Annotated in this window: 25 protein-coding genes and 1 pseudogene; 9 read left to right on the top strand and 17 right to left on the bottom strand. The window is 55.6% G+C overall.

Translation table 11 applies throughout. The features are described from left to right. Nucleotides 1–38 precede the first annotated feature (38 nt). Together GOV38_RS05795 and regB are read right to left on the bottom strand one after the other, a co-directional pair. A complete protein-coding gene (locus GOV38_RS05795; RefSeq protein WP_171208414.1) occupies nucleotides 39–1,547 on the bottom strand; it encodes a PAS-domain containing protein in 1,509 nt (502 codons plus the stop codon). Between the two features lie 62 nt (nucleotides 1,548–1,609). Beyond that, the gene (gene regB / locus GOV38_RS05790) at nucleotides 1,610–3,007 is read right to left on the bottom strand and encodes a sensor histidine kinase RegB (RefSeq protein WP_171208413.1); all 1,398 of its coding nucleotides are present in this window, start codon (nucleotides 3,005–3,007) and stop codon (nucleotides 1,610–1,612) included. 89 nt (nucleotides 3,008–3,096) lie between these two features. On the opposite strand from regB, the gene GOV38_RS05785 reads away from it, so the two are divergent. Then, on the top strand, nucleotides 3,097–3,717 hold the full coding sequence (locus tag GOV38_RS05785; RefSeq protein WP_171097349.1) for an SCO family protein: 621 nt from the start codon (nucleotides 3,097–3,099) through the stop codon (nucleotides 3,715–3,717). A gap of 76 nt (nucleotides 3,718–3,793) precedes the next feature. Continuing rightward, nucleotides 3,794–4,348, top strand: coding sequence for an ActR/PrrA/RegA family redox response regulator transcription factor (locus GOV38_RS05780; RefSeq protein ID WP_171097347.1), 555 nt, complete (start codon nucleotides 3,794–3,796; stop codon nucleotides 4,346–4,348). 256 nt (nucleotides 4,349–4,604) lie between these two features. Here GOV38_RS05780 and GOV38_RS05775 read toward each other — a convergent pair whose 3' ends face one another. The 11 genes from GOV38_RS05775 to GOV38_RS05725 all read right to left on the bottom strand — a co-directional run bounded on the left by GOV38_RS05775 (nucleotide 4,605) and on the right by GOV38_RS05725 (nucleotide 14,709). Beyond that, nucleotides 4,605–5,090, bottom strand: coding sequence for a prepilin peptidase (locus GOV38_RS05775; protein ID WP_171208412.1), 486 nt, complete (start codon nucleotides 5,088–5,090; stop codon nucleotides 4,605–4,607). Further along, complete coding sequence (locus tag GOV38_RS05770) at nucleotides 5,080–5,823, bottom strand: LuxR family transcriptional regulator (RefSeq protein ID WP_217352066.1); 744 nt, start codon at nucleotides 5,821–5,823, stop codon at nucleotides 5,080–5,082. Before GOV38_RS05770 ends, GOV38_RS05775 begins: the two co-directional genes overlap by 11 nt. A 337-nt stretch (nucleotides 5,824–6,160) precedes the next feature. Continuing rightward, on the bottom strand, nucleotides 6,161–7,162 hold the full coding sequence (locus GOV38_RS05765; RefSeq protein ID WP_171097757.1) for a type II secretion system F family protein: 1,002 nt from the start codon (nucleotides 7,160–7,162) through the stop codon (nucleotides 6,161–6,163). A 10-nt stretch (nucleotides 7,163–7,172) separates the two neighbouring features. Next, nucleotides 7,173–8,144 carry a type II secretion system F family protein gene (locus GOV38_RS05760; protein WP_171097755.1) on the bottom strand — a complete coding sequence of 324 codons (972 nt, stop codon included), beginning with the start codon at nucleotides 8,142–8,144 and terminating at the stop codon, nucleotides 7,173–7,175. A gap of 3 nt (nucleotides 8,145–8,147) precedes the next feature. After that, nucleotides 8,148–9,536: a CpaF family protein gene (locus GOV38_RS05755; protein WP_171208410.1), complete on the bottom strand. Its 1,389-nt coding sequence runs from the start codon at nucleotides 9,534–9,536 to the stop codon at nucleotides 8,148–8,150. Nucleotides 9,537–9,550: 14 nt separating this feature from the next. Further along, on the bottom strand, nucleotides 9,551–10,759 hold the full coding sequence (locus GOV38_RS05750) for an AAA family ATPase (RefSeq protein WP_171097751.1): 1,209 nt from the start codon (nucleotides 10,757–10,759) through the stop codon (nucleotides 9,551–9,553). A gap of 24 nt (nucleotides 10,760–10,783) precedes the next feature. Further along, entirely contained in the window at nucleotides 10,784–11,479 is a 696-nt protein-coding gene (locus tag GOV38_RS05745; protein WP_171208409.1) for a TadE/TadG family type IV pilus assembly protein, read from the bottom strand. Next, a complete protein-coding gene (locus tag GOV38_RS05740; protein WP_171097747.1) occupies nucleotides 11,476–11,982 on the bottom strand; it encodes a TadE/TadG family type IV pilus assembly protein in 507 nt (168 codons plus the stop codon). Before GOV38_RS05740 ends, GOV38_RS05745 begins: the two co-directional genes overlap by 4 nt. A 5-nt stretch (nucleotides 11,983–11,987) precedes the next feature. Continuing rightward, nucleotides 11,988–13,556, bottom strand: a complete 1,569-nt coding sequence (locus tag GOV38_RS05735) for a Tad domain-containing protein (protein WP_171208408.1) — start codon at nucleotides 13,554–13,556, stop codon at nucleotides 11,988–11,990. Nucleotides 13,557–13,579: 23 nt separating this feature from the next. Beyond that, the gene (gene cpaB, locus GOV38_RS05730) at nucleotides 13,580–14,395 is read right to left on the bottom strand and encodes a Flp pilus assembly protein CpaB (RefSeq protein ID WP_171208407.1); all 816 of its coding nucleotides are present in this window, start codon (nucleotides 14,393–14,395) and stop codon (nucleotides 13,580–13,582) included. 143 nt (nucleotides 14,396–14,538) lie between these two features. Next, nucleotides 14,539–14,709: a Flp family type IVb pilin gene (locus GOV38_RS05725; RefSeq protein WP_171097742.1), complete on the bottom strand. Its 171-nt coding sequence runs from the start codon at nucleotides 14,707–14,709 to the stop codon at nucleotides 14,539–14,541. 397 nt (nucleotides 14,710–15,106) lie between these two features. On the opposite strand from GOV38_RS05725, the pseudogene GOV38_RS05720 reads away from it, so the two are divergent. From GOV38_RS05720 to GOV38_RS05710, 3 genes and pseudogenes are all read left to right on the top strand, one after another. Then, nucleotides 15,107–15,412 (top strand): annotated as a pseudogene (locus GOV38_RS05720) (transposase); the annotation flags it as partial. Nucleotides 15,413–15,446: 34 nt separating this feature from the next. Next, nucleotides 15,447–15,665 carry a hypothetical protein gene (locus GOV38_RS22535; protein WP_171208405.1) on the top strand — a complete coding sequence of 73 codons (219 nt, stop codon included), beginning with the start codon at nucleotides 15,447–15,449 and terminating at the stop codon, nucleotides 15,663–15,665. A 516-nt stretch (nucleotides 15,666–16,181) separates the two neighbouring features. Continuing rightward, nucleotides 16,182–16,685, top strand: a complete 504-nt coding sequence (locus GOV38_RS05710) for a hypothetical protein (protein ID WP_371808506.1) — start codon at nucleotides 16,182–16,184, stop codon at nucleotides 16,683–16,685. 153 nt (nucleotides 16,686–16,838) lie between these two features. Here the strand turns inward: GOV38_RS05710 and GOV38_RS05705 are convergent, their stop codons facing one another. Further along, nucleotides 16,839–17,432 (bottom strand): HD domain-containing protein, encoded by a 594-nt coding sequence (locus GOV38_RS05705; protein ID WP_171097334.1) that lies wholly within the window; start codon nucleotides 17,430–17,432, stop codon nucleotides 16,839–16,841. Nucleotides 17,433–17,639: 207 nt separating this feature from the next. On the opposite strand from GOV38_RS05705, the gene GOV38_RS05700 reads away from it, so the two are divergent. The 4 genes from GOV38_RS05700 to GOV38_RS05685 all read left to right on the top strand — a co-directional run bounded on the left by GOV38_RS05700 (nucleotide 17,640) and on the right by GOV38_RS05685 (nucleotide 20,693). Further along, on the top strand, nucleotides 17,640–17,957 hold the full coding sequence (locus tag GOV38_RS05700; protein ID WP_171097331.1) for a hypothetical protein: 318 nt from the start codon (nucleotides 17,640–17,642) through the stop codon (nucleotides 17,955–17,957). A gap of 102 nt (nucleotides 17,958–18,059) precedes the next feature. Then, on the top strand, nucleotides 18,060–19,448 hold the full coding sequence (ahcY, locus tag GOV38_RS05695; protein WP_171133818.1) for an adenosylhomocysteinase: 1,389 nt from the start codon (nucleotides 18,060–18,062) through the stop codon (nucleotides 19,446–19,448). A gap of 12 nt (nucleotides 19,449–19,460) precedes the next feature. Then, nucleotides 19,461–20,210, top strand: coding sequence for an extensin family protein (locus tag GOV38_RS05690; protein WP_171208403.1), 750 nt, complete (start codon nucleotides 19,461–19,463; stop codon nucleotides 20,208–20,210). Between the two features lie 141 nt (nucleotides 20,211–20,351). Beyond that, nucleotides 20,352–20,693 carry a DUF2853 family protein gene (locus GOV38_RS05685; RefSeq protein WP_171097326.1) on the top strand — a complete coding sequence of 114 codons (342 nt, stop codon included), beginning with the start codon at nucleotides 20,352–20,354 and terminating at the stop codon, nucleotides 20,691–20,693. Between the two features lie 215 nt (nucleotides 20,694–20,908). Here GOV38_RS05685 and GOV38_RS05680 read toward each other — a convergent pair whose 3' ends face one another. From GOV38_RS05680 to GOV38_RS05670, 3 genes are all read right to left on the bottom strand, one after another. Continuing rightward, nucleotides 20,909–22,003, bottom strand: coding sequence for a hypothetical protein (locus tag GOV38_RS05680; RefSeq protein ID WP_171208402.1), 1,095 nt, complete (start codon nucleotides 22,001–22,003; stop codon nucleotides 20,909–20,911). Nucleotides 22,004–22,163: 160 nt separating this feature from the next. Then, nucleotides 22,164–22,586: an EVE domain-containing protein gene (locus GOV38_RS05675; RefSeq protein WP_171133821.1), complete on the bottom strand. Its 423-nt coding sequence runs from the start codon at nucleotides 22,584–22,586 to the stop codon at nucleotides 22,164–22,166. Beyond that, the gene (locus GOV38_RS05670) at nucleotides 22,586–22,855 is read right to left on the bottom strand and encodes a YciI family protein (protein WP_171208401.1); all 270 of its coding nucleotides are present in this window, start codon (nucleotides 22,853–22,855) and stop codon (nucleotides 22,586–22,588) included. The genes GOV38_RS05675 and GOV38_RS05670 overlap by 1 nt, the downstream gene beginning before the upstream one ends.

Below are 22,855 nucleotides of genomic sequence, written 5' to 3'. Positions count from 1 at the left end.
GCCACAATGAACCTGTGCCAGACCGGCTGCAACCCGGTTCAGGCGCTGATTTTTTCAAGATCACGCTGTCGGATCCGCGCATTGGTGCGCGCAAAACAAATGATCGTGGCCCCGTTCTGCATCGGGCTGATGGTGCAGTTGACCTCTTCGCCTGTCCGCATTTGGAAATTGGCATTCCACTCGGCCCGGTTTTCGCGCGTTTCTATGAACTCGCGGATTTCGCCCAAGATGGGGGTTGCGGCACATTTTTCTTGCCAACTGCGCGTGACATCCAGGATTGTCGTCACCTCGAACCCCGTTTCGTCCAATTCGCCCCAAAGCTGGTGATAGGCATAGTTGGTGAAGGCCAGCGTTCCATCATCAGCAAATACCGCGACCCCATCGGCAAGCTTGTCCAGAATGGATTGAATCAGGTCCATTTCGGACCGGAACCTCCGGGTCAGAGTGATCTCGGCGGTGATGTCTTCGAACAGAAAGGCCACCGCCCCATCAGGATGGGGCCGACCACTGACCGAGTAGACCGAGCCCGAGGGCAGTGTCCAGGTTTCCTGGTAGTTGCCGTCCTGCGCCGCCTCAAGCAGGTCATTCATCTGCCGCCGCCAACTACGATAATTCTTTGGCTCTGGCATCATGTGCTGATCGCGCAGACGGTCGAAAAAGCTGGATAAGCTGGGGCGGCAGCTCAGGAAATCCGGGGGCAGGGTGGTCAGATCGATCAGGGCCGGATTGAACAGAGCCAACTGTCGGTTGCGATCAAAGATCGCCAACCCGATGGACAGCTGGGCAAATGTCTTGGTCATTGTCTGAACGAATTTCCGCTGCGTCGTCTCCGCCTCGACAATGGCGTTTATGTCGACCGCATAAAACAGATGACCCTGTTCATGCGCCACGCTGGTCAGATCGAGCCACAGCTTTGCGTTATGATCGGGTGTTTCAACACTAACCCGCGTTTTTCGCCCTGGCTTGAGGTCGACCCCTTCTTGGGCAAACAGCGGTTTGGTCAGATCGGTGTCTTGCCCGTTGATCTTTCGCGCCAGCCGAACATAAGCGGCGTTGCACCAACTGACCTGTTCCTGGTGGTCCAGCAGCCAGACCGGATAGGGCGCCATATCCATAGCCAACCGGATCGGGTCATTCACATCGCGGCGCACAGGCCCCGGTGCACCGGGAAGATCGCGCAGTCGCACACGAATAACCCCATCAATCCATTCGCAAAAAACCTCGCGGTCGATGGTGCAGTCAATGGCGGACACGACCAGGTTTCCGCGGCTGCGCACGATTTCAGGAACTTCGGGGAAAGCTGGAAAATCACGCCGCAGCAAGCGTCGAAGATCGTCCCAATTACTGACAGTTTCATACCCGGCAAGCGCAATATCAGAGTGGCCGATCAATCGGCTGCCTTCAAACAGAAACACGGGGTCGAACAGGGAATCCGAGGAAACCAGGCCAAAATCGTTGAACTTTGCCGGGCGACGGGGCCTGAGCCACTGCAACGCAAAACAGACGGCAAGGACACTGATAGCAGCCAGAAGGATCCAGTTGGCCATAACATTTCCATCTCAAATTCTTGCCGGCACTGTGCGCGCGAAATGGTTAACGACAGCTTAATTCAGATCTGGAACCGTTGGTTCTCACCGGAGGGAATCGGCGAGTCTCCCTGCTGTGCATCGATCAGCCGACGCGGCCATACGACTTTGACAATCGCACCTCTCCGGTCCTTCTTGTCAGTCAAATTCTGATAGGGATCCGCACCATTTGCGAATTTCAACTCGGCGCCGCTGCGCTCAAGCAAGGTCTTGGCGATAAACAGCCCCAGCCCCATGCCCTCGTATTCCGGTCGCTCCTTGCGGTCCGAGTCCGAGCGGCGCCTGCGCACAAAAGGATCGCCAATTCGGCCCATCATATGCGACGGATATCCCCGCCCGTCATCCATGATGTTCACCGAGATCCAGTTCGGGGTCCATTCCGCCTCAACCCACACGGTTGTGTTGGCAAAATCCACGGCGTTCTGGATCAGGTTGCGCAGCCCATGGATGATCTCGGGCTTTCGCAGGATCGACGGTTGCTGCACATCTCCGTTCTGGCCGGGCCCTTCGTCAAACTCGATCTGTTTACCACGATTCAGGTGCGGTTCGGCGGCCTCGTGAATCACGGTCGACAGCGGTGCCTGCCTCAGGTGCAGATCGTCCTTACCGGCGCGCCCCATATCGCGCAAAATGTCACGGCACCGATCGGCTTGTTCACGGATCAGGGCGGCGTCTTCCTTTAAGTCGGGTTTGTCATCCAATTCTTCGATCAATTCGGAACTGGCCAATTTGATCGTTGCCAATGGTGTTCCCAGCTCATGGGCAGCTGCTGCAACCACACCGCCCAGATCGGTAAGCTTCTGTTCGCGGGCAAGGGCCATATGGGTAGCGGACAGCGCCTCGGACATGGATTGAACTTCGGTGCTGACGCGGTGCGAATAAGCACCCAGAAAGACAATCGCGATGACAATTGCAGACCAGTTTCCAAACAACAGGATCTCTGGCATCTCAAGCACCAACCCCAGCTCGGTCCGCAAGGGCAGGTGAAACTGTGCCAGTAGCGTGCTGAGCACCACCGCCACCGCGCCCACAATCAGGGTCGAGCGTGTGCTCATGACGCTGGCCGAGATGGTCACGGGACCAACAAGCAACAGAGCAAACGGGTTGTTCAAACCACCGGTCAGATACAACAAAAAGGACAGCTGCAGCAGATCGAACAAGACCATCAGGAAGTTTTCGAACTCTGAAAGCCGCTTGTTCTCGGGAAACAGCATGATCGCGGTCAGATTGCCCAGCACCGACACACCGACTGCAAAGTAACACAGGCCCAGCTCCAGCTTTACGTGATAGGTTTGCTGCGCCACGGTGATGGCAGTGATCTGGCCAATGATCGCGACCCAGCGCAGCAAAATCAGCGTGCGCAGCCGGATCCAGCTGCTGCGTTCCTGTCCGCGCCAGAGGCTGGTATTGGAATTTGCCATGCGTCGATTATGTCCTGTTGCAGCGGCTGGGTAACTTGATAGGTGTCTCAGCCGAAACGATCAACAACCCCTTGACCCTGGTACCGCTCATGATCCGCCTCTACGCCATTCTCGCAACCGTTGTTCTGGCCATTGGCATCGGCGCAATGTGGCTGCTGACCAGTGGCACAGGGTCCGACGACAAATTCGCGCAATGCCGCACCAGCCAGATCGCCGGGGGTACCGCAGCCATTGGTGGCCCGTTCGAGCTGTTGAATGCCAAGGGCGAGACTGTCACCGACACCGATGTGATCACCGAGCCAACCCTTGTCTATTTCGGTTACACGTTCTGCCCCGATGTCTGCCCCTTCGACATGTCGCGCAACGTGGATGCGGCTACTCTGCTGAATGAGCGCGGCCAGTCGGTGACACCTTTGTTCATCTCAATTGATCCTGACCGGGACACGCCCGAAGTGGTGGGCGACTATGCGTTCAATCTGGGTGGCAAGACTGTGGCGTTGACAGGGACACCAGAACAGGTTGATGCAGCCAGCAAGGCCTATAAGACTTACTACAAAGCGCATGACAAAAGCGATGAGTACTATCTGGTCGATCATTCAACCTTCACCTACCTGGTGACACCACAAGAAGGCTTTGTCGAATTCTTTGACCGCAACGCCTCGGCCGAGCAGATGGCGGATCAAGTCGCATGTTTCATCGACAAGCTGTAACGCGGTTTGACCTTTGTCATGGCGCTGCTATTACTTTTAGCTAAGCCAAAGGCGTGAAATAGCGGAAAGAATACACATGGCGGACAGCGCGCAACTTGAAATCGGCCCCGACAAATCCCTGCTTTTGGTTGATGATGATGAGCCGTTTCTGCGGCGTCTGGCCAAGGCGATGGAAAAACGCGGGTTCGAGGTAGAAACCGCATCCTCGGTCGCGGCAGGACGTGCGATTTCCACTGCCCGCCCACCGGCCTATGCGGTTGTGGATTTGAGGCTTGAGGATGGCAACGGGCTGGATGTGGTCGAAGTGCTGCGCGAAAAACGCCCTGACAGCCGGGTTGTCGTTCTGACCGGTTATGGCGCGATTGCCACCGCCGTGGCCGCCGTCAAGATCGGCGCGACCGACTACCTGTCAAAACCCGCCGACGCCACCGACATCACCAACGCGCTTCTGGCCAAGGGCGACGAACTGCCCCCACCCCCCGAAAACCCCATGAGCGCCGACCGCGTGCGCTGGGAACACATTCAGCGCGTATATGAGCTGTGCGATCGCAACGTATCCGAGACGGCACGTCGCCTGAATATGCACCGTCGGACGTTACAGAGGATTCTGGCGAAGCGCAGCCCGCGGTGATGGTTGGCGAACTGGGTTTAATCTGAAGCAGAGGATACTCTCTGGGTCTGCTATGCGGACTTTGCAGCTATTCGCACCCAAGCACCTAATGACGACGTTAAGCCCCTTTGCAGCCATTGAATTGATGCCCGGCATCCGGCGCGAGGGCGGCAACCGGATATTCTTTGCAGACGCAAATTGGAGAGCCTTCCTTTCTGCTAAAGCGGTCCAGCAACCGTTTTTTTTTGGCTATGAGGCCTAAGACCACCCTAAAGTTCTACCCCAAACCCATCGCCACCAAGGGCAATAACACACCCGACATGGCTATCGACACACCCATCGGATAGCTGGCTTTTGGTCGCAATGCGAGCCAGCGGCATTCCGGAAATCCAATTATCGAGCGGGTTGTGATCACAAACACCATGCCCACGACCATGGACAGGGTGAAAGTATAAAAGAACAGCAAAAGAAAGTAGCTGGGCACAAACAATATCAGCGCGGCGATAGCCTTTACGTCGCCTCCACCCCACAGGCGCAGCGTGAAACCAATAAAACCAACGACAAATACGCCGACGCCGAAGGCCGCGCGGTATAACGTCTCGTGGAAGGATAGAAACACGGGCGTGGAGAGGACAAAAGCGGCGAGCATAGTCAGCACCAGCCTATTGGATATCTTGAGGTTCTTCAGGTCATTCCATGCCATTGCAGCCAAAAGCGGGGTGATGACGATCAAAGGGACGAACTGCGCGACTTCAGGCGACATTTTTGCTACTCGCAGTCGGCGATTGGCGCTTGACCATCGGGGTCAACAAATCATGGATCAATTCGGCTTGAGAGGATGTTTCTGTTTTGACGTAGATATTGCGAAGATGCGTACGCAGTGTCGAAATTGAAATCGACAACTCGGACAACAAGGCGTTGTTGTTCAGTCCCCGCGCCAGTAACAGGCAAACCCGATACTCCGAGCGACTCAGCCGACAAGGGTTGTCCATAGACAAAATGCTTTTTGGTTCTTTCTTGATAAGCTTTCGGCGTGTGTTCTTCAGCTTCGCTTCGGAAAACCGACCAAGAGATCTTTTCTTCCAGCAATCCGACAGAACAGGGCCCAGAACGCTCAGAATATCTACCAGAGCCGAAGAGACGGGGTGGTTAAAATGCAATTCCAGAAAGTCGGCGACACCATTTTGTCTTTCCAGCAAAATGGATACGGACTCGTAAAATCTGCGGAACTCATAGAACTCTGACAGATGTTCGTATTCGGAAAGGTCATCGAGCTTGCCGAACCAAGCCGACCCGAGTTTGGCCCGGCTCATGTTGTCGCCGCAGATCGCAGGCGCGATGCAGAAGTCGAAGCCGCTGAAACTGTCCGGCGTCTTGTGATTGGCGTCGTAGCTCAGCACTTTTGCCGAATTCTGATTGCCTTGCAGGTCGACCCGGCTGATTGCAACCACTTCGGCATCAATCGCGCGAGCCGTTTCACGCAATGCGTTTAGCAATGGAACTTTCCCCTGAGAGGCCTGGCAAAGGACCGCTACGACTTTAAGAAGTTCTGAAGCCGGTGCCATTGCATCTGGCGCGAAACGATGCGCCGAAAACATACCATTCATACCGTTTAACATTGACCGAAACCCGATCAACCCTTTCGACAAGCGCCCCCACCCGTCGATTGTGTCTCGATTTATTTGTGTGGCCGGACTCCACTTAACTGCTTAAAAGTTTAGCCATATCAGCCTAAGTCGAGCAAAAAAGTTCCGCGACAAGAGCTCTGTTTGTTCTCATTTTGGAAACACGGCCTGTTTGAATACGTTATTGCAGTGGAACTGAGCACGAATTCTACGCCCCAAAGCCCCGGAAGTATCGAATCATCGAAGGTGCGGCGGTGATGATTATCAGCGTCGGCAGCATCAGTGCAGCCAGAACGGCCGACATCTTTACTGGTAACTGATTTGCCAGCTCCTGCGCCCTGGTTTCGCGGGAATCCCGCATTTCCGATGCATAGGTGGTCAGGGCTTCGGACATGCTCGTTCCGTAGCGAATGGATTGCTGGACGACTGTGGCAAATGACTGGATTTCATCAACCCCTGTACGTCGCGCCATGTCAGACAGCGCGGTTGCGCGGGGACGCCCAGCCTGAATCTCGTGCTGTGTGTTCAGAAACTCAAATGCCAGATCAGGGGAGGCCAGCGCGAGTTCGTTTCCGACCCGGGTCATAGCTGCATCAAAGCCCAATCCGGAGTGAAGCGAAATCTGCAACAAGTCGAGGGCATTTGGAAACGCGTCGCGGATACGCTGCTGACGCTCCTTACGGCGATGCTTCAGCCAGGCTGCTGGCAGGAAATATCCGACGGCCGTCAGCACACCGATAAGCTGTATGGCGTTGGCTTTGCTGATGGATTCAAAAACACCTGTAATCGCACTGGGAACGGGAATGCCAGGAGTTCTTGAGGCAACAATAAGCAGACCTAGAATCATCGGCACGAAAATCCCAAGCCATACTCGCGTCAGCGTATAGATCCGCAGGGCATTCCGGCCGGTCAGCCCGGCCTGAATAAGCTGCTCCTCGATCTTGCGCCGCTCAGACTCTTTGCTCGGCAGCGCTGCTTTAAAAAGGCCTTTTGGGGTAGCAATGGTTTCCCGCAACAGTCCACGATCATTGCGGGCCCCATATCTTTGGGCACGCAGATTGGCGATGCGGACAGCCGCAGGATGGCGGCGGCTTAGTGCCGAGGTTACGGCAACGAATACCAGCAACACGCCAAGGCCAAAGATGGTCAGCAGAATTGTTTCGGCTGGAAGACCGAAACGCAACGACATGATTTCCAGCATATGTTCCATAAAACTGCCCTCAGATACGGAAATTGACGAGTTTGTGCAGGATGATTACGTTCGAGACCATCAGAACGACAACCAGCACAGCAAGTTTGATGAATGCGGGATCGTCACTGATATCGGTGTAATATCCCGGTGCGTTGATCGACATTACCCCCATGATCACCAGCGGAATGATCGACAGAAGAAACCCGGACAGGCGCCCTTCTGCGGAAATAGCCTTTATCCGCGCACGCAATGCAATGCGCCGTCTGACAACGGTGGCCAGAACGGACACGATCCGCTCCAGATCGCCACCTGTGCCGTGTTGGATTGCCATGCTTGCCGCCAGGTACTGTGCATCTTCCGAACCGACTCGGTCAGCAAAGTCCTGAACCGCGTCGGGCAATTCGTCGCCAAAACTGATCTGGTCGAAAATGATGCCGAACTCGGTCCCGATAGGGTCTTGCATCTCGTCCGCAACGGCTTTGATCGAGGTGTTGACCGGGTGGCCAATTTTCAGGCCTCGCGCCATTAGCTCTAGCGCATCGGGCAACTGACTGGTCAAAGCTTTTTGGCGTTCAGTCTGTCGCGATTTCACCACCAAAGCAGGCATAAGCACACCTATGATGAGTGCGATCGGGGCCGCCTGCCAGGGCGGCAGAAACATCATACCGACGGTTGCGATCGCCAAGGTGCCAAACAGGCAAAGCAGCACAAAATTCTTAGCTGAAACATGCAGTCCCGCCTGAACTAGTGTATCCGGCAAGTTCCCAAAAAACGGGATCTTCGCAAAAAACCCTGTCTGGGTCTCGGGAAGCAGCAAGGCGAGCCGATCTTCATCAGTAACGCCTTGCCGGACCATGCGCATTCGTCGGTTGCGGGCCTCGGCGTGGTTTTCACCGCGACGGGCAAAGTGGAACACACCGGTAATCAGCATGAACATTCCGACGAAGACGCAAGCCAGCGTCAGATAGTTAAGAAGTTCGGCTGTGTTAATACTGGTCATGCTTCAGCCTCCTGATACTCGGAAAGTCTCGGGTTCGAGATCGACGCCAGCAGCGGTGAGCATGTCATAGCATTTCGGGCGAATCCCGGTGGGAACAAACCGACCAAGCACCTCGCCGCTTTCCGCGCGGCCTTCCTTCTGGAACACGAAGATGTCTTGCATCGTGATGATCTCACCTTCCATCCCGGTTATTTCCGAAATGCTGGTGACGCGGCGCGACCCATCCGCCAACCGCGACAGATGCACAATAAAGTGCAGCCCCGACGCGATCTGGGATCGAATGGCTGCGGCGGGAAATTCGATACCCGTCATCGTGACCATCTGCTCCAAGCGGCCCAATGAATCGCGTGCCGAGTTCGCATGTACAGTCGTCATCGAGCCGTCATGCCCCGTGTTCATGGCCTGAAGCATGTCGAAGGTCTCCGCTCCGCGAACCTCACCGACAATAATCCTGTCGGGGCGCATACGCAGCGCGTTGCGCACCAGATCACGCTGAATGACCTGGCCGTCGCCAGACGGAGATGGCGGGCGTGTTTCCAGTCGCACAACGTGCTCCTGCTGGAGTTGCAGCTCTGCTGCGTCTTCAATGGTGACAACACGCTCGCCATGGTCGATATACGAAGACAGGGCGTTCAACATCGTTGTCTTCCCCGACCCCGTCCCGCCGGCGATCAGAACGTTCAGGCGCGCGTATACCAGCGCTTGCAGGAACCGCGCGGCGGCATCGTTCAGAGCCCCACTTGCGACCAGCTTTTCCATCGTCAGTTTTGACTGCGCGAATTTACGGATTGAAACGCTGGGGCCATCAATCGAACAGGGGCGGATGATTGCGTTGACACGGCTGCCATCTTCCAGCCGGGCATCCACCCAAGGCTGCCGTTCATCGACACGCCGCCCGATCTTGCTGACGATCTTGTCGATAACCCGCAGCAGGTGCTTTTCATCGCGGAACCGCACCGGCACGCGTTCCAGTAGACCCGAGCGTTCGACATAGACCGTCTGATAACCGTTAACCAGAATGTCATTGATCGTTGGATCGGCCAGCAACGGCTCCAATGGGCCAAAACCCAGAATTTCGTCCAGAAGTTCTTCGACGATGCGGTTGAAGTCTTCGGTATTCAGCGGCCTGCCAGTTTGGGACAGAGCACCTCCAACGACCCCGGCGACTTCGCGCCGTAGCACGTCCTTTTCCACCTTTTCTATCACGGAAAGGTTCAACCGTTCCAGCAAAGCCTCGTGCAACGTGCTTTTTAGCTCAAGCCAGTCTGCGAGTTCGGTATCTTCCGTTATAGTGTCTGGCTGAATGTCCTTGGCCATTTGATCAGCATGCTGGTTCAGCTGAATGACTTCGGCCTCATTGGTTCGCCCGGCGCGTGTAAACTTTTCAAACATCCCTTTGACTCCAATTAGGCTGCGTTGTTTTTGAGGTCGGTTTTGCTGACCATGGCTTCATTCATGATTTTCCGACCCATTGTGCGGATCGCCTTCGACAAGGCACAGCTGCCTGAGGCCTGCGATAGCAGTTGACCCCGATCTAGCGCCTGCTTTGCGTGGCGCGCGTCGCTTGGCAGCCAAAAGCCCAATTCGCGTTCCAGCGCCTTTTGGGCCTCGACATGTTGGCTTGACCGGAATGTCGGTTTTGTTTCCTGGCTTATGACGATCTCAACCGGAGGTTCGAGCCGCTCTTTTGAGAAGAATTCAATCAAACGGCAGGCTTGACGCACCGAAGAGACCGAGCTGTCGCCCACCATCAGCATCCGGTCGGACGCGGTCACAACTGCGCCCAGCCAATCGACAAGTACACGAGGCAGATCGATGACGACAAAGTCGAATTCCAAACGCAGAGTCTCGATCAACGCGCTGACCTGTTCGCGTGTCAGAACATCCAGAGGAATGAATTCCTCGGGCGCGCTCAAGACTTCCAAACCGGACGCATGTTGCACCAGAGATTGCTGAAGGAACGTCCGGTCCGGCATGACCCCATCCTGGGCCATTCTCAAAAGCCCGGAAGAAGGCTGCAAGTCCAAGGACGTCGCGACCGTGCCGAATTGCAAATCCAGATCTACGACGGCGACCTTGTTTCGCGTCTTTTTCCGGAAGATGCCGGAATACCCCTGCAACTGGTCGGCCAGGTTGATGGACAACGTCGACGCACCGATGCCACCACGGGCCGGGCATACGCTGATGATCTGTCCCAGCCGCTGCGGTTGCGGCGAGTAAATGGTCGGCAGCAAAGACTTGTCGACCGTCAGACGTTGAATCTGTTCGGCCAGTTCGTCCTGCCCGATGGGATAGGGCAGAATCTCATCCACACCCGATTTGTTCAGCGCACGCGCTTCGGTCAATGAGATGTCACCGTCGCTAAGTGCCAACAAGGTACCGCGCGAACCGGCGCTGCGACGAAGATCGCTGACAGTTTCCAGATCCAATTCGCCTGAAAAGCTGAACACCAGCAGGTCATTGTTACCCATCAGATCACAGGCGCGACCGTTTACCGAAGACAAGGTCCCGGAATGTGTCTCTAGCGAAAGATCGTCGAACCGGTCGACGGCCTGGGCGACTGAATTCTTAATCGCCTCATTGTCAGAGATTAGGGCTAATGATTTTTGCGTCATTCTTCAGCTCCCATGATTAGAAATTCAACCGTTGACTCCGCTGGCGAGGTCTTCACCAGGAAGGGTTGCGCTAAAGTCGGAAAATATTTTGAAGCCCGTTGTCGCGGTGGTCAGCGCATCGGTTTGTGGCGTTGAGCCGCCCAAAACCAGCGCTGCGATCGAACCCAACGGAGAGACGAACCGGAATGGAAGTTCTTCGATTGTCACCGTGACCATCGGTACATAAGGGCCACCCAGGAAATTCATTTCCGGGTCGAACTCGTAAGTGAACGTGACGTTGCTTTCGTCAAAAGTTGCGATGGGATCGTTGGGAACGGCAAACTGAAGCATGTTCCAGATGTCGGTCACGGTGGTCTGCGCCGCTGCATTCGCGGGCGCCGCTCCGGTGCATACGGTTGCGACCGGTTCAACACAAACGCCGGATGCGAAACTGCAATTGGTTCCGAACCGAGGGCCGGTGATATCGGTATAGGTGCCGCGGCTGTTGGTTGTTGGAACACCGCCACATGCGGGTGGCATCACTGCAGCCATCCGAGCGGCGACCTGTGCTGTTTTTTCGGCAGCCACATAGTGGAAGGCCAATCTGCCGAAGTCTATCAGGCCCAGGAAAATCAAAAGGAACAACGGCAGGACAAAGGCAAGCTCAGTGATCGTCGACCCATCTTCCTGACGGCCAAGTCGCGACATTTCGCGGGTTATCTTGTGAATGCGGCGGGTCATGGTCCAAACACCCGGCTGCGATCTGTGATCGTGGTTTGGATCTGCGTCGCTGTCGAGCCTCCGACCAGTTGGAACAGGGGCGTGAATGGCAGATTTGAAATCGTCAGTGACGCGGTCAGTACGGCTACCGGTGTGGGCGAAACGCGGTATTCACCTGCGTTGCCAACGCATTCGAGGGACAGAGAGTCTAGACCTACGGCAATGTCGGTGGTCGAAAGCGACGTCAAAGTGTTTGATACAGCGGCTTGAAAATCGCCGATAGCAGCGCTTGGCGAAGCAGTGCACAGGTCCGACGGGGCGATCCGGCCAACATAACGGGCAGTGTCCCGAACCCCCGTGATCGCATTTTGATAGGACCAGAAAATCCGTCCCCCTTCGACGATTAGCGCAAATGTCACTAACAGGATCGGCAAAAGGATCGCGAATTCGACCAACGCCGCGCCGGACTGGTCATTGCGGAACCGGTTGAGGGTCATTCTGATATGACGGGATGCACCAAACATGATCATTACTCGTAAAGCTGAACCAGATCGTGAACGATGCCGCCGACTCCGGCTCCGCCAACGCCGTCCGATACGGTCTGAATGACTTCACCATAGATGACCGCGTTGGCACCGGTGCTGCCGGATTCAGAGGGGCGGATCAGAAACATCTCTATGAAACTGGTGACCGGAATCGTACCCGATCCGCCGTTAAGCTCGTCTGCAAACGTTGCGCAATCGATACCGGCGACGGTGATGACACGGCGCGTAGGATCAGCACGACCGGTAGAAGGCGGTTGGCATGAAGGCATGCTGCTTTCAGCTTTACCACCGGCGTTCAGGATAGCTTCCAGAGCGGCCTGGTTGGTGACCTCAGCATTGTAGATGTCATAGCGGGTGCCACCAGTCGGGAACCATGACGGAATACCGGTTGGGACAGGGCCGCTGAAATCTGCGCCATAGTTGATCGTCAGGTATTCGTTAAGACCAGTAGTGAACACGCCGTTGCCGATACGAGGCGTCGGGCAAGTGCCGCTGGCAAAACAATCGTCAAGCGGCAGCCCAACGGTCGCGGCCGGATCAAGGATCCCGTTCGCATCATAAGTGGGCGACTGCTGGCTGGTGCAGTTGTTTCCGTTACCTGCTGTGATCCAACCGTCCAGGACATGCGGAGAAGAGGCGAAATTGTCGACGTCGTAGCGCGAGCCGTTGCGGAACTGCTTGGCGCTGGATTCAAACCGGTCGAAACGTGTGTTAAAGCCAGCCACCATGTTGCCCACGCTCAGACCCGGTCTGGTTTCAACGCCTCTTTGGCTGAAGCACATGGAAACAGCGCGCGATGCGGCCAGAGCACAAGAATCTTCCTGACCGTTTGGTGCAGGTTCGCAGGCACCAGACGTGTCGATGGCCAGAGTCTGATTAGAAGACAGAAAACCAAAATTTCCGGGCCCCCAATGGCCATTGCCGCCCTGACTTACCATCCTAACCAACTGGCCTTCGGTCAGATCGAGGCTAGGTTGCGGCAGGCAAATGAACATAGGGGTGATGTCGCAGGCCATCAGGGTGAACCCTGCCACAGCCTCGGCATTGACGCTCGAGAAGGGCTGCGCATTGCCCAACAAAGCCGCCGCTGCCGCTGCGAGCGGAGTACCGACCTCGTGCGTATCGACGGTCACCCGAACGAATGCAGCTTTCGGTCCGCTGGCCGGATCGGTCGAATCCAGCAGTTGCGCGGGTTGAGCGGGATCAGTCGCAGTTGTCGGCGGGTTTTCGTAAAACCGCAGCTGGTAATCCGTAGCGCCTGACAACAGCTGATCCTTGTTCCGAACGCCAAAGCTTTGACGGTCGCGGATCATGTTCGCAGCCGCATTTGTGGCGCGGGTGATTGAATCCGGGCGAGCATCGAGTTCCCCCGCAGCCGCAAGGGCAACATTGTCCGCAAAGCTCTGCAATTCCGACTGAGTGGTGGTCACCCGACCAATGTCGAATGCAAGGGCGGCCATTCCGATCATGACCGACAGGGCCACCGCGACAAAGACCAGGATCGCGCCGTCTTCGGAGCTACGGAATTGACGTATGAATTGCGCGAGGGACACGGTCGAAACCTTCCTTGGTCGATTCAGTTGATGACGGATTCTGTCACTTCGGTGCCGCGGCGGACCCGGATTATCGTTTTGCGCACCGGTTCTTTGATGTCCTGCGCAACAACCGGTTCATCAATCAGAAGATCGTTCAGCCGCGTCATGGTCAGCGCCTTGTCTTCTGTGTCATCAATGGACCGCAAGGTCAGGCTCAGCCGACCGGCACGCTGCGCCAGAGCAAGGCGCTGTACTTGATCCGGGGTAACAGCAACAGTGACCGTACGCGCAACAACGGGTTGGTCGGTCTGTTCGTCAGATTCCTGATCAACACCAATGACTCTGATGTTTTGCAAAATGGTGACGGCGTGCATGTCTCTTTTTTCGCCAGTGGTCATTACCACATCGACCCGATCACCCGGGGTGACAAAGCCTCCAACGGCGGTTTCGGCATCAACTTCAATGGCCATGGCGCGATGATCTGCACCCAGCGTCTGAACGATGGTGACCTTTTCACCAAAGTCGGAAACCTTGTTGTTCAGGATCAGTTCACCCTGAGCAATTGCGCGACGGGCGCGACGGGACGGCATGCTGGCCGCCGCAATCAGGTTGTCGTAATCTGTAAAGACGCCCACGGGTAAAGCACCACGGGGCCAGTCAATGGTCGTCAACGCGCCGGGCTCGATTTCTTCGCCAAACGAAATATCGCGCGATGCAACGACCACGCTCACCATCTCGCTCTCGGCCTCGACATTTGCGGACTGTGTATCGAATTGAATGTAATCCCGAGCGACGTAAACGGACCCTCCGGCTACGACAAGGCCCGTCAATGCTGTGAAAATGGCAGAGAGTCTCATCTGGTGCTCCTTCAGCTATTTCCTGGCGTTTATCGAATGAACCGATCTGAGCGGTTGCACTTTGCCAGCGGATCAAGAAAATATTCCGGGACGATAAGCACGCGGGGCTGAGCGCACCGCGTGCTTTGTCTTCGGTCAGTTCATTACATCAGGGTTTCAGCGTCTGTGAACTGAGCGTTAACGTCGTTGCCCAAAGCAGTCAGGGTAGCAACTGCAATCGCCGTGACGATTGTCAGAGCGACGCCATATTCCACAATGGTCGCGCCGTTTTCGTCACGTGCCATGGTCTTCATCATTACATAAAGCTTCAACATCATACTCTCCTAGTTAACTCACTAGTTACTCATGGATGCCGCCCAAATTCGCGGCGTTCTAACCCCCTCCATACCGACGGAGCCTTCCACAAGGTTAGGTCCCGCGTTCAGGGCGCCGCATCCTCCAAACCACGGAGAAATACACGCTTAGATTGAAAGATTTGGCGGTTTGGTCGATTCTTTGTCATGAAATCGCCTGATTCCTTACCGGAATCCGAATGCCTAGAATCGTGATTCTCTCCCAACTGACGGGTCGCCAATTCTGGAGCCAAGCTGCTTTGCTGCACAAATGGGCTGAAGGATTCACCTCATGAATGCAGCATGATAGCTAAGAGATACGACCAGTTGGGCCCGGACGAAGTAGAAGACCGGGAACTGGCCTTCGTGCAATGCCGCATTGAAAACACGAGGATTGCTCTCGATCTGGTTTGACACTGAGGTGGATTGGACACCGCTACCTTAAGGCAAGCGCGACCGTCGCTACAGTTTCAGCGAATCCGCATTCCAAGCGTGTTTGACCCTGAAGGTTTTGTCGGGTTGCCGCTGAGGCAAAACACGGGCTTCGTGGGTATTCACCTACGGCTGAATGGCTTGGACTGTGCAGTGCCTGATTTCTGTACCCTGTGCCGCCGTCAAGGAACGCTGAATGTGAATCTTCAATATCGTGGCGGGAAGCGGCCCGCCGCATCTTCTGATCGACTCAGCGCTTCACTATTTTTCTCTTGCGGCTCGCAGATGTGCGTGTGAAGGACAATCTTTTTGATCGGCAGCCCGAAGTTGATGCGACACGGTCCGACCTCGCTCACCTTTCGAACCTTGCGCGGTCTACGAATGCATTACATCTCGGTCAACTCAAAGAAGCAGGTTTCATCTCTCGGGCCTACGGGAGTTTCAAGCTTATAAAGCCACGCGAGATGCGAATGTCATTGATCGTTGGAGCTGACGCGGTTTCATGACTATTTCTATACAGACGCATTGGGTCTGCAGTCGGTCTTTCCAAAGTCTGCTTGCCCCCGCGTTGCGGTCATTGGGGTATCGCGCAGCATTGGCCAAGCTGGGCTCGAAGCGGTCGATTGACGTCGTTTCACATGCGCAGAACGGGTCAGCCGGACGTTCGTGCGGTACGCGGACAAAGCCGCCACAATAAATTAGCCGAAAACGGGTAATGATCGAATATTGAGTTTATGTGTCGGAATCACATCAAACCTTAACGAAATGGGACCAGCGTCCAGATAAAGTTTGATGGTTTAAGGTGGTCTTCCTAGCGTCGGAGGATGAGAATTTTTGTTCTCATTTACTTGAGGTTGTTCTTGACCACCATTCGAATTGCCCGAGAGGGATGTATGCGGAGGATCGTCTTAACCGTTAGTATGCTTGTTCTGTTGGCTGCCTGCGCTGTCTCAAGACCCTTAGAAGCGTCTCGTGAGCAATTTGCAGCCTCTTCTGCCTATGTTCCCGAGGGACCACCCAAGTTGACGCTATTCACAGTGATCAGCAACAATAGTGAAAGCGGCGGTCACACGGCACTCATGGTGAGCGGATCGCAGCAGGTCATCTTTGACCCCGCAGGCTCGTTCAAGCATTTTGATATAGTAGAGCGCGGTGACGTGCTCTACGGCATGACCCCCGCTTGGGTGGCTGCATATAAAAGCGCCCATGCGCGCAGCACTCATCATATCGTAAGCCAGGAGATTGTTGTTTCCCCCGCTCAGGCAGAACTCGCGCTGGAGTTGGTAACCAACAAGGGCTCTGTATTAGGGGCGTTCTGCGCGCGATCGACATCTTCAATACTACGGCAGATTCCTGGTTTTACGGATGTGGAAGTGACGTTTTTTCCTGTCAATCTGATGAAACAGATTGCCCGGAGGCCTGACGTTATAACGGATCGCTACTACGAAAACGATATTGGCGATGTATCCGATGGTATCGTTAGCCCGCAGGTGACACTGGTGCAGGCTAAGCAACAAGGCGAATGATCGTTTCTGGTTTCATTGAAAGAGCGAGCAGATTTGTCGCCAACGCAGAACTCGTTTTGTATCGTAGATTGAACACATCACGGACCTACCAGATGGAATGGTCAAGAAACGTTTTTCGGAGCTCAGAGCCGTTATTCGTGGAAATCAGGTCATCTAGAGAGAACTTATCAATACGTGATGCCGTGCCACATAAGCTTTCCTCACCTCGACCGGTGGCCGTAGCGTAATCCTCAATCCCTCCATCACCGCTTTATCTGGGCGGCCGAAAAACTTGGTCGCCTCGGCCTCGGAGAACCCGGCGATCTGGGTGGCTTCCATCCAGGCGCTGATCTTGTCAGCTTTCTTGATCTGACGTTTCACTGACTTTGGTACCTCGGCGGGCAGGCCAAAACGGATGTGGATGGCGGCGGCCAGGCGGTCGTCCAGTGCGCCATAGTCGGGGCCGACGGCGGATTTGACCGGTGAGATCATATCGCCGATCACATATTCGGGGGCGTCGTGTAACAAGGCCGCCAGCCGCCATTTAATCGGCGCGTTTGGTGCGATACGGCCAAACAGTTCTTCAACCAATAAGGAGTGTTCGGCCACGGAATAGGCAAAATCTCCGCCCGTTTGCCCGTTCCAACGGGCCACAAAGGCCAGGCCATGCGCGATATCTTCGATCTCGATATCCACCGGGGTTGGGTCCAGCAGATCCAGCCGGCGGCCCGATAACATTCGTTGCCACGCCCTGGGTTGTGTTGCCATTATACCATGCCCTTCAAGTGCCCCCGCGCGGATCGCGCAATTTTGTGCTAAGATTTACCTATTCGGATCACCCGCTGCCAACGATTTCTTGAGCTTTCGTGCTTTGAATCGATCCAAGGTGGTCCCGACATAGACATCAAGGGGGGCGCCAAGCCCTTCGTGGTGTGCCCCTCTCGAACCGTAAACGCGTATCGAAAGGAGCAAGTTATGTTTAAGCGTTTGTTTGGAATTGCCCTGGCCTTTGGAATGGCTGCCACAGCCCCGCCTGCCTTTGCACAGCAGAATTGCGCACAGCGGGATCAGGTGATCGCCAAGTTGCAGGACAGTTACTCGGAACAGCTGGCCTTTGGAGGATTGCAGAAATCGCGCGGGGCGCAATCGGTGATGGAGGTTTGGACCTCTGAGGAAACGGGAAGTTATACCGTTTTGGTGACCCACGCGAATGGGATCAGCTGCATTGTTTCGGTTGGCACCGATTTTTTCGAAGCCATACCCAAAATCAAGGTAGAAGGCACACCAAGCTGATATTGGCAACATAAGTTCCCGTTTCCGGCCATCTGCGTTGCCACGTCCCGAAAGGGATGCTAGGGGCAAACCGGATTAACCTTTACCGGAATGGAGTACCTGATGGCCGGGGACTATATCGTCAAAGACATTTCACTGGCCGAGTTCGGCCGTAAAGAACTTGATATCGCTGAAACCGAAATGCCGGGCCTGATGGCGTTGCGCGCAGAGTACGGTGAAAGCAAGCCTTTGTCAGGCGCGCGGATCGTTGGATCCCTGCACATGACCATCCAGACCGCTGTTCTGATTGAAACATTGGTCGCGCTGGGCGCGGATGTGCGCTGGGCGTCCTGTAACATCTTCTCAACCCAGGATCACGCAGCGGCTGCGATTGCAGCCGCAGGTATCCCGGTCTTTGCCATCAAGGGTCAGACGCTGGAAGAGCATTGGGATTATCTGGACAAATCCTTCCTGTTCGACGACGGCCCGAACATGATCCTGGACGATGGTGGCGACGCCACGCTCTATATCTTGCTGGGCGCACGGGCCGAGGCGGGTGAGGACATCATCCCTGTTCCGGGCTCGGAAGAGGAAGAGGTGATCAAGAAGCAGATCGCCAAGCGTATGGCTGCCAGCCCCGGTTGGTTCACCAAGATGCGCGACCAGATCCAGGGCGTGTCCGAAGAAACCACAACCGGTGTGAACCGTCTGTATCAGCTGGTGAAAGACGGCCATCTGCCGTTCCCGGCGATCAACGTGAATGACTCGGTGACCAAGTCGAAGTTCGACAACAAATACGGCTGTAAGGAATCGCTGGTCGACGGTATCCGCCGCGCCACCGACACGATGATGGCCGGTAAAGTTGCTGTGGTCTGCGGCTATGGAGACGTAGGCAAAGGCTCTGCCGCGTCGCTGCGCGGTGCCGGTGCCCGAGTGAAAGTGACCGAAGTGGACCCGATTTGTGCGCTGCAAGCTGCGATGGACGGGTTCGAGGTCACGCTGCTGGAGGATGAGGTCGACAGCGCCGATATCTTTATCACCACCACAGGCAACAAGGACGTGATCCGCATCGAGCATATGCGCGCGATGAAGGACATGGCCATCGTCGGCAACATTGGTCACTTCGACAACGAAATTCAGGTGGCTAGCCTGAAGAACCACAAATGGACCAACATCAAGGAGCAGGTGGACATGATCGAGATGCCTTCGGGCAACCGTATCATCCTGCTGTCCGAAGGCCGCCTGCTGAACCTGGGCAACGCCACAGGTCACCCGTCTTTTGTGATGTCGGCCTCGTTTACCAACCAGGTTCTGGCGCAGATCGAACTGTTCACCAAAGGCGATCAGTACGAAAACAAGGTCTATATCCTGCCCAAACATCTGGATGAAAAGGTTGCCCGCCTGCATCTGGACCGCATTGGTGTGAAACTGACCCAGATGGACAGCGATCAGGCGGCTTACATCGGTGTGAAGCCGGAAGGTCCGTACAAGCCGGAACACTACCGCTATTAAGCCTGTTCCAGCATGAATGAACGCCCAAGACGCCGCCGAATTCTGATTTTGGCGGCGTCTTTTGTTTTCCGACTTGCGGTTGTTGCCATCCTGTTGGGCGGCGGTGGATGGTGGCTGTTGGCGCATCCGGAAACGCCGGTGCCAGCCCATTGGAATCCGCTACGCCCTTTGTCGGTGACCGCGCCCGTCACGCCGATCACAAAGTACCAGTTGAACCGCGCGCTGGCGGATGAGGCGCAATGCCGAGCCTCGCTGTCGGACGCAGGCGTTGTGTTTGACGCGATGGAGGACCTGGTTGTTGATGAAAACTGCGGCATCTCAGGTCGAGGGTTGCTGTCAAATCTGATGACCTCACGCATTGCTCCGGTGGAAACCAGTTGTACCACCACCCTGCGCCTTACCATGTGGGAGCACCATGTGGTGCAACCTGCGGCGCGCGAGATTTTGGACACTGAAATCACGCGGCTGAGGCATTTGGGCAGCTATAACTGTCGTCGCATGCGTACCGCCCAGGGTGAAAACAGCGGATGGAGCAGCCATGCCCGAGCTGATGCGATCGATATCATTGGCGTGGACACTGCCGATGGGCGCAGTCTGACGCTGTTGCAAGACTGGCCCGGCGACACCCCGGAATCCGCATTTCTAAGGCGCATTTGGAAAGGGGGCTGCAGCTGGTTTCGCGTTGTTCTTGGCCCTGATTTCAACCGGTTGCATGCTGATCACTTCCACCTGCAGGGTCCGGGTTGGGGATATTGCAGATAGCCTATCCAGCAGGATTTTGCTTGAGTCTGTCCAAGGGGGAGGATTCGCGGATTTTTTTCCTTTTGGGAATTTCACGATCACGGATAGGCTTCGCGCCATCGGCGAAGACATCCGCCTAATTGGGATTAAGGAGACTGGGACATGGGCAAGCGCGACGAACTGATCGCAAAATACGCAGAAGATCTGAAAGACAAATGTGGGATGGACCCCGATATGGACCTGCTGACCAAGGTTACAATCGGTTGCGGTCCGGCGATCTATGACGCGGATGCGGCCACAGTTGCCGCCAGCCAGGACTCCGAGTTGGAAACGGTCAAGAACAACTTTCTGATCAAGAAACTTGGATTGGCAGATGGCCCCGAGTTGATGGAAGGCATCAACAAGGCGATGGAAACCTACGGCATGTCCGAGCGCAATAAATATCGCGCCGTTGTCTACTACATGCTCACCAAGCATTTCGGCAAAGAATCCGTCTACAGCTGATTTTCTGCTCGGTACTGGACGCCCGTCGTAATTCGGCGGGCGCTTTGCATTTGATTTGTAATTTAAAGACTTAGCCTTTGAAATTCTGCGCTCAAATGGGCTAGGTTCAGTTCGTGACCAGTACGGTCAGAACCAGATATTTCCATACGCGTGTGGTGAGTAGGGAGCACGCGGGGGTAGGGAAGGTTCTGATCCGTCAGGGCCTTCCCTTTCATTTACCGAAACTCGTTCACCAGCCGGGTGACGAATTGTTCGATGCTGCGGGACGGGTTGCGTGTGCGTCCTCCGCCCTGACCTTCCAGATAGACTTCGATATGCCCTGGCTGCGTCTTTGACGCTGCATTGGTGAAGTCGCGCGCGATTCCCCCCAGTGCTTCTGCAGCAAGCCCGGCCCGTTCGGCGTCAGCTTGATGATAGAACCGCACCTGTGTCTGTTTCACGGAATATCCGACCAGTGCGGACGCGACGATTTCGGCTTGTCCACCTTTGAGCGCGTCCAACGCGTCTGCGCTTATGTCCGATGACACTCCAGCAGGTACAAACACGGAAACCGCGACGTCAATGACGGGCTTTGGTGGTTCGGGAACAGACAAATCCGGACCTTGCTGGGAATCCTCGGTTGACGAATAGGCCGGTTCATCAATGGACATGACCAAGGCCTCTATCGCGGCTTGCATTTCGGGTTCCGGAATAACCGGTGTTGCAAGTTGCGGGAAGCCTTCAGGTGGCTGGTCCAGTTCCAAGTTTGGGGCCGGTAAAGTCGCGTCAGACTTTTCGACAGAAAGTGCGATCTCTGGAGTATCATCATCCAGCGGATCGACACCTGTAGCGGAAGGGTTCTTCGGTTCCAAAACCGAAGTCTGAATTGCGGAAACGTGGGCGATTGCAGCCGGTGATTCCACTACCGATTCTCGGGAATCGACCGCGCTAAGCTCTTGGGATTCGGCCCATCCCGCGATGAGTTTCGTTGCGGACCATTGCAGGAACGCACCGCACAAAACCGCACCCAAGACGATCAATGACATACGGTTGATCGCCCAAGTTTTCGCTTTTGTAGCGACCTGATCAGCATGGGCATATTTGTAGACAACACGTTCAAGCCGCGAGCTTCTGCGAGCGGGCGCAGACTGCTCTTCAAGCGGCTCGCTCAGGAATTCAGTTTTATTTTCAGAGGTTTGCGATACATCTGCCTGTGCCAAGGCTTCGGCGCGTTGTTGGCGCGCGATCTCTAACCGCGCCTCCCAGCTTTTGGAGGTCAGTTCGGCAACAATCTCTTCCGTTGCTTCAACGCTGTCTTGATCGTCAGACACAGGTTTACGCTTTCGAAATGACCAACACGCACTCGAACACCACAGAAAGATTCGCGGTCACGCAAACAAAAGCCCACAAACCCCCACCAGGCGTAGCTTGTGGAAACATAGCATTTTTAAGAGCTTTTGAGAAGAAATGCCCGGATCGGGCAGGTTGAAGTCAGTCTGGTTTGGTGTCACCCAGCGCGCAAACCACCTGCCATTCCTGATCAGTCACCGGTTGCACAGACAGCCGAGAGTTCTTGACCAGCACCATCTCGGCCAGCCGTTCATCTGCCTTGATCTGATCCAGGGTCACTGGCTTCTCAAAGGCGCGCACGGCCTTGATATCGACGCATTCCCAGCGGTCATCATCTGTGGTGCTGTCGGGATGCGCCTCGGCACAGACCTCAACGATGCCAACCACCGCTTTTTCCGTCTGAGAGTGATAAAAGAATCCTCGATCACCGACCGCCATCTGCCGCATGAAGTTGCGGGCCTGATAGTTGCGCACACCGTCCCATTCTTCGCCGGTCTCACCCTTGGCCACCTGCTGGTCCCAGCTCCAGGTTGATGGCTCGGATTTGAACAACCAATAGGCCATCAGCCAACGACCTTCTTCCAGGGGATCAACTCGACCGATTGGAACAATCCGGCTTTGGCATAGGGGTCATTGTCGGCCCAGGCCTGCGCGGCGGCCAGATCCGCGACGTCGAGAATGATCAAAGAGCCGATCATGGCGTCGCCGTCCAGCAACGGCCCGGCCTGCGAGACAACACCCGTTTCCTCGATATAGGCCAGGTGCGCCGCACGATTGTCCAGCCGGGTTTGCAGCGCGCCGTCTTTGTCGCGCGCGATCAGGGCGATCAGCAT

It is taken from the genome of Ruegeria sp. HKCCA5839 (assembly GCF_013035585.1).
Lineage (GTDB): Bacteria > Pseudomonadota > Alphaproteobacteria > Rhodobacterales > Rhodobacteraceae > Ruegeria.
This window is presented reverse-complemented; position numbering and strand designations above follow the sequence as displayed.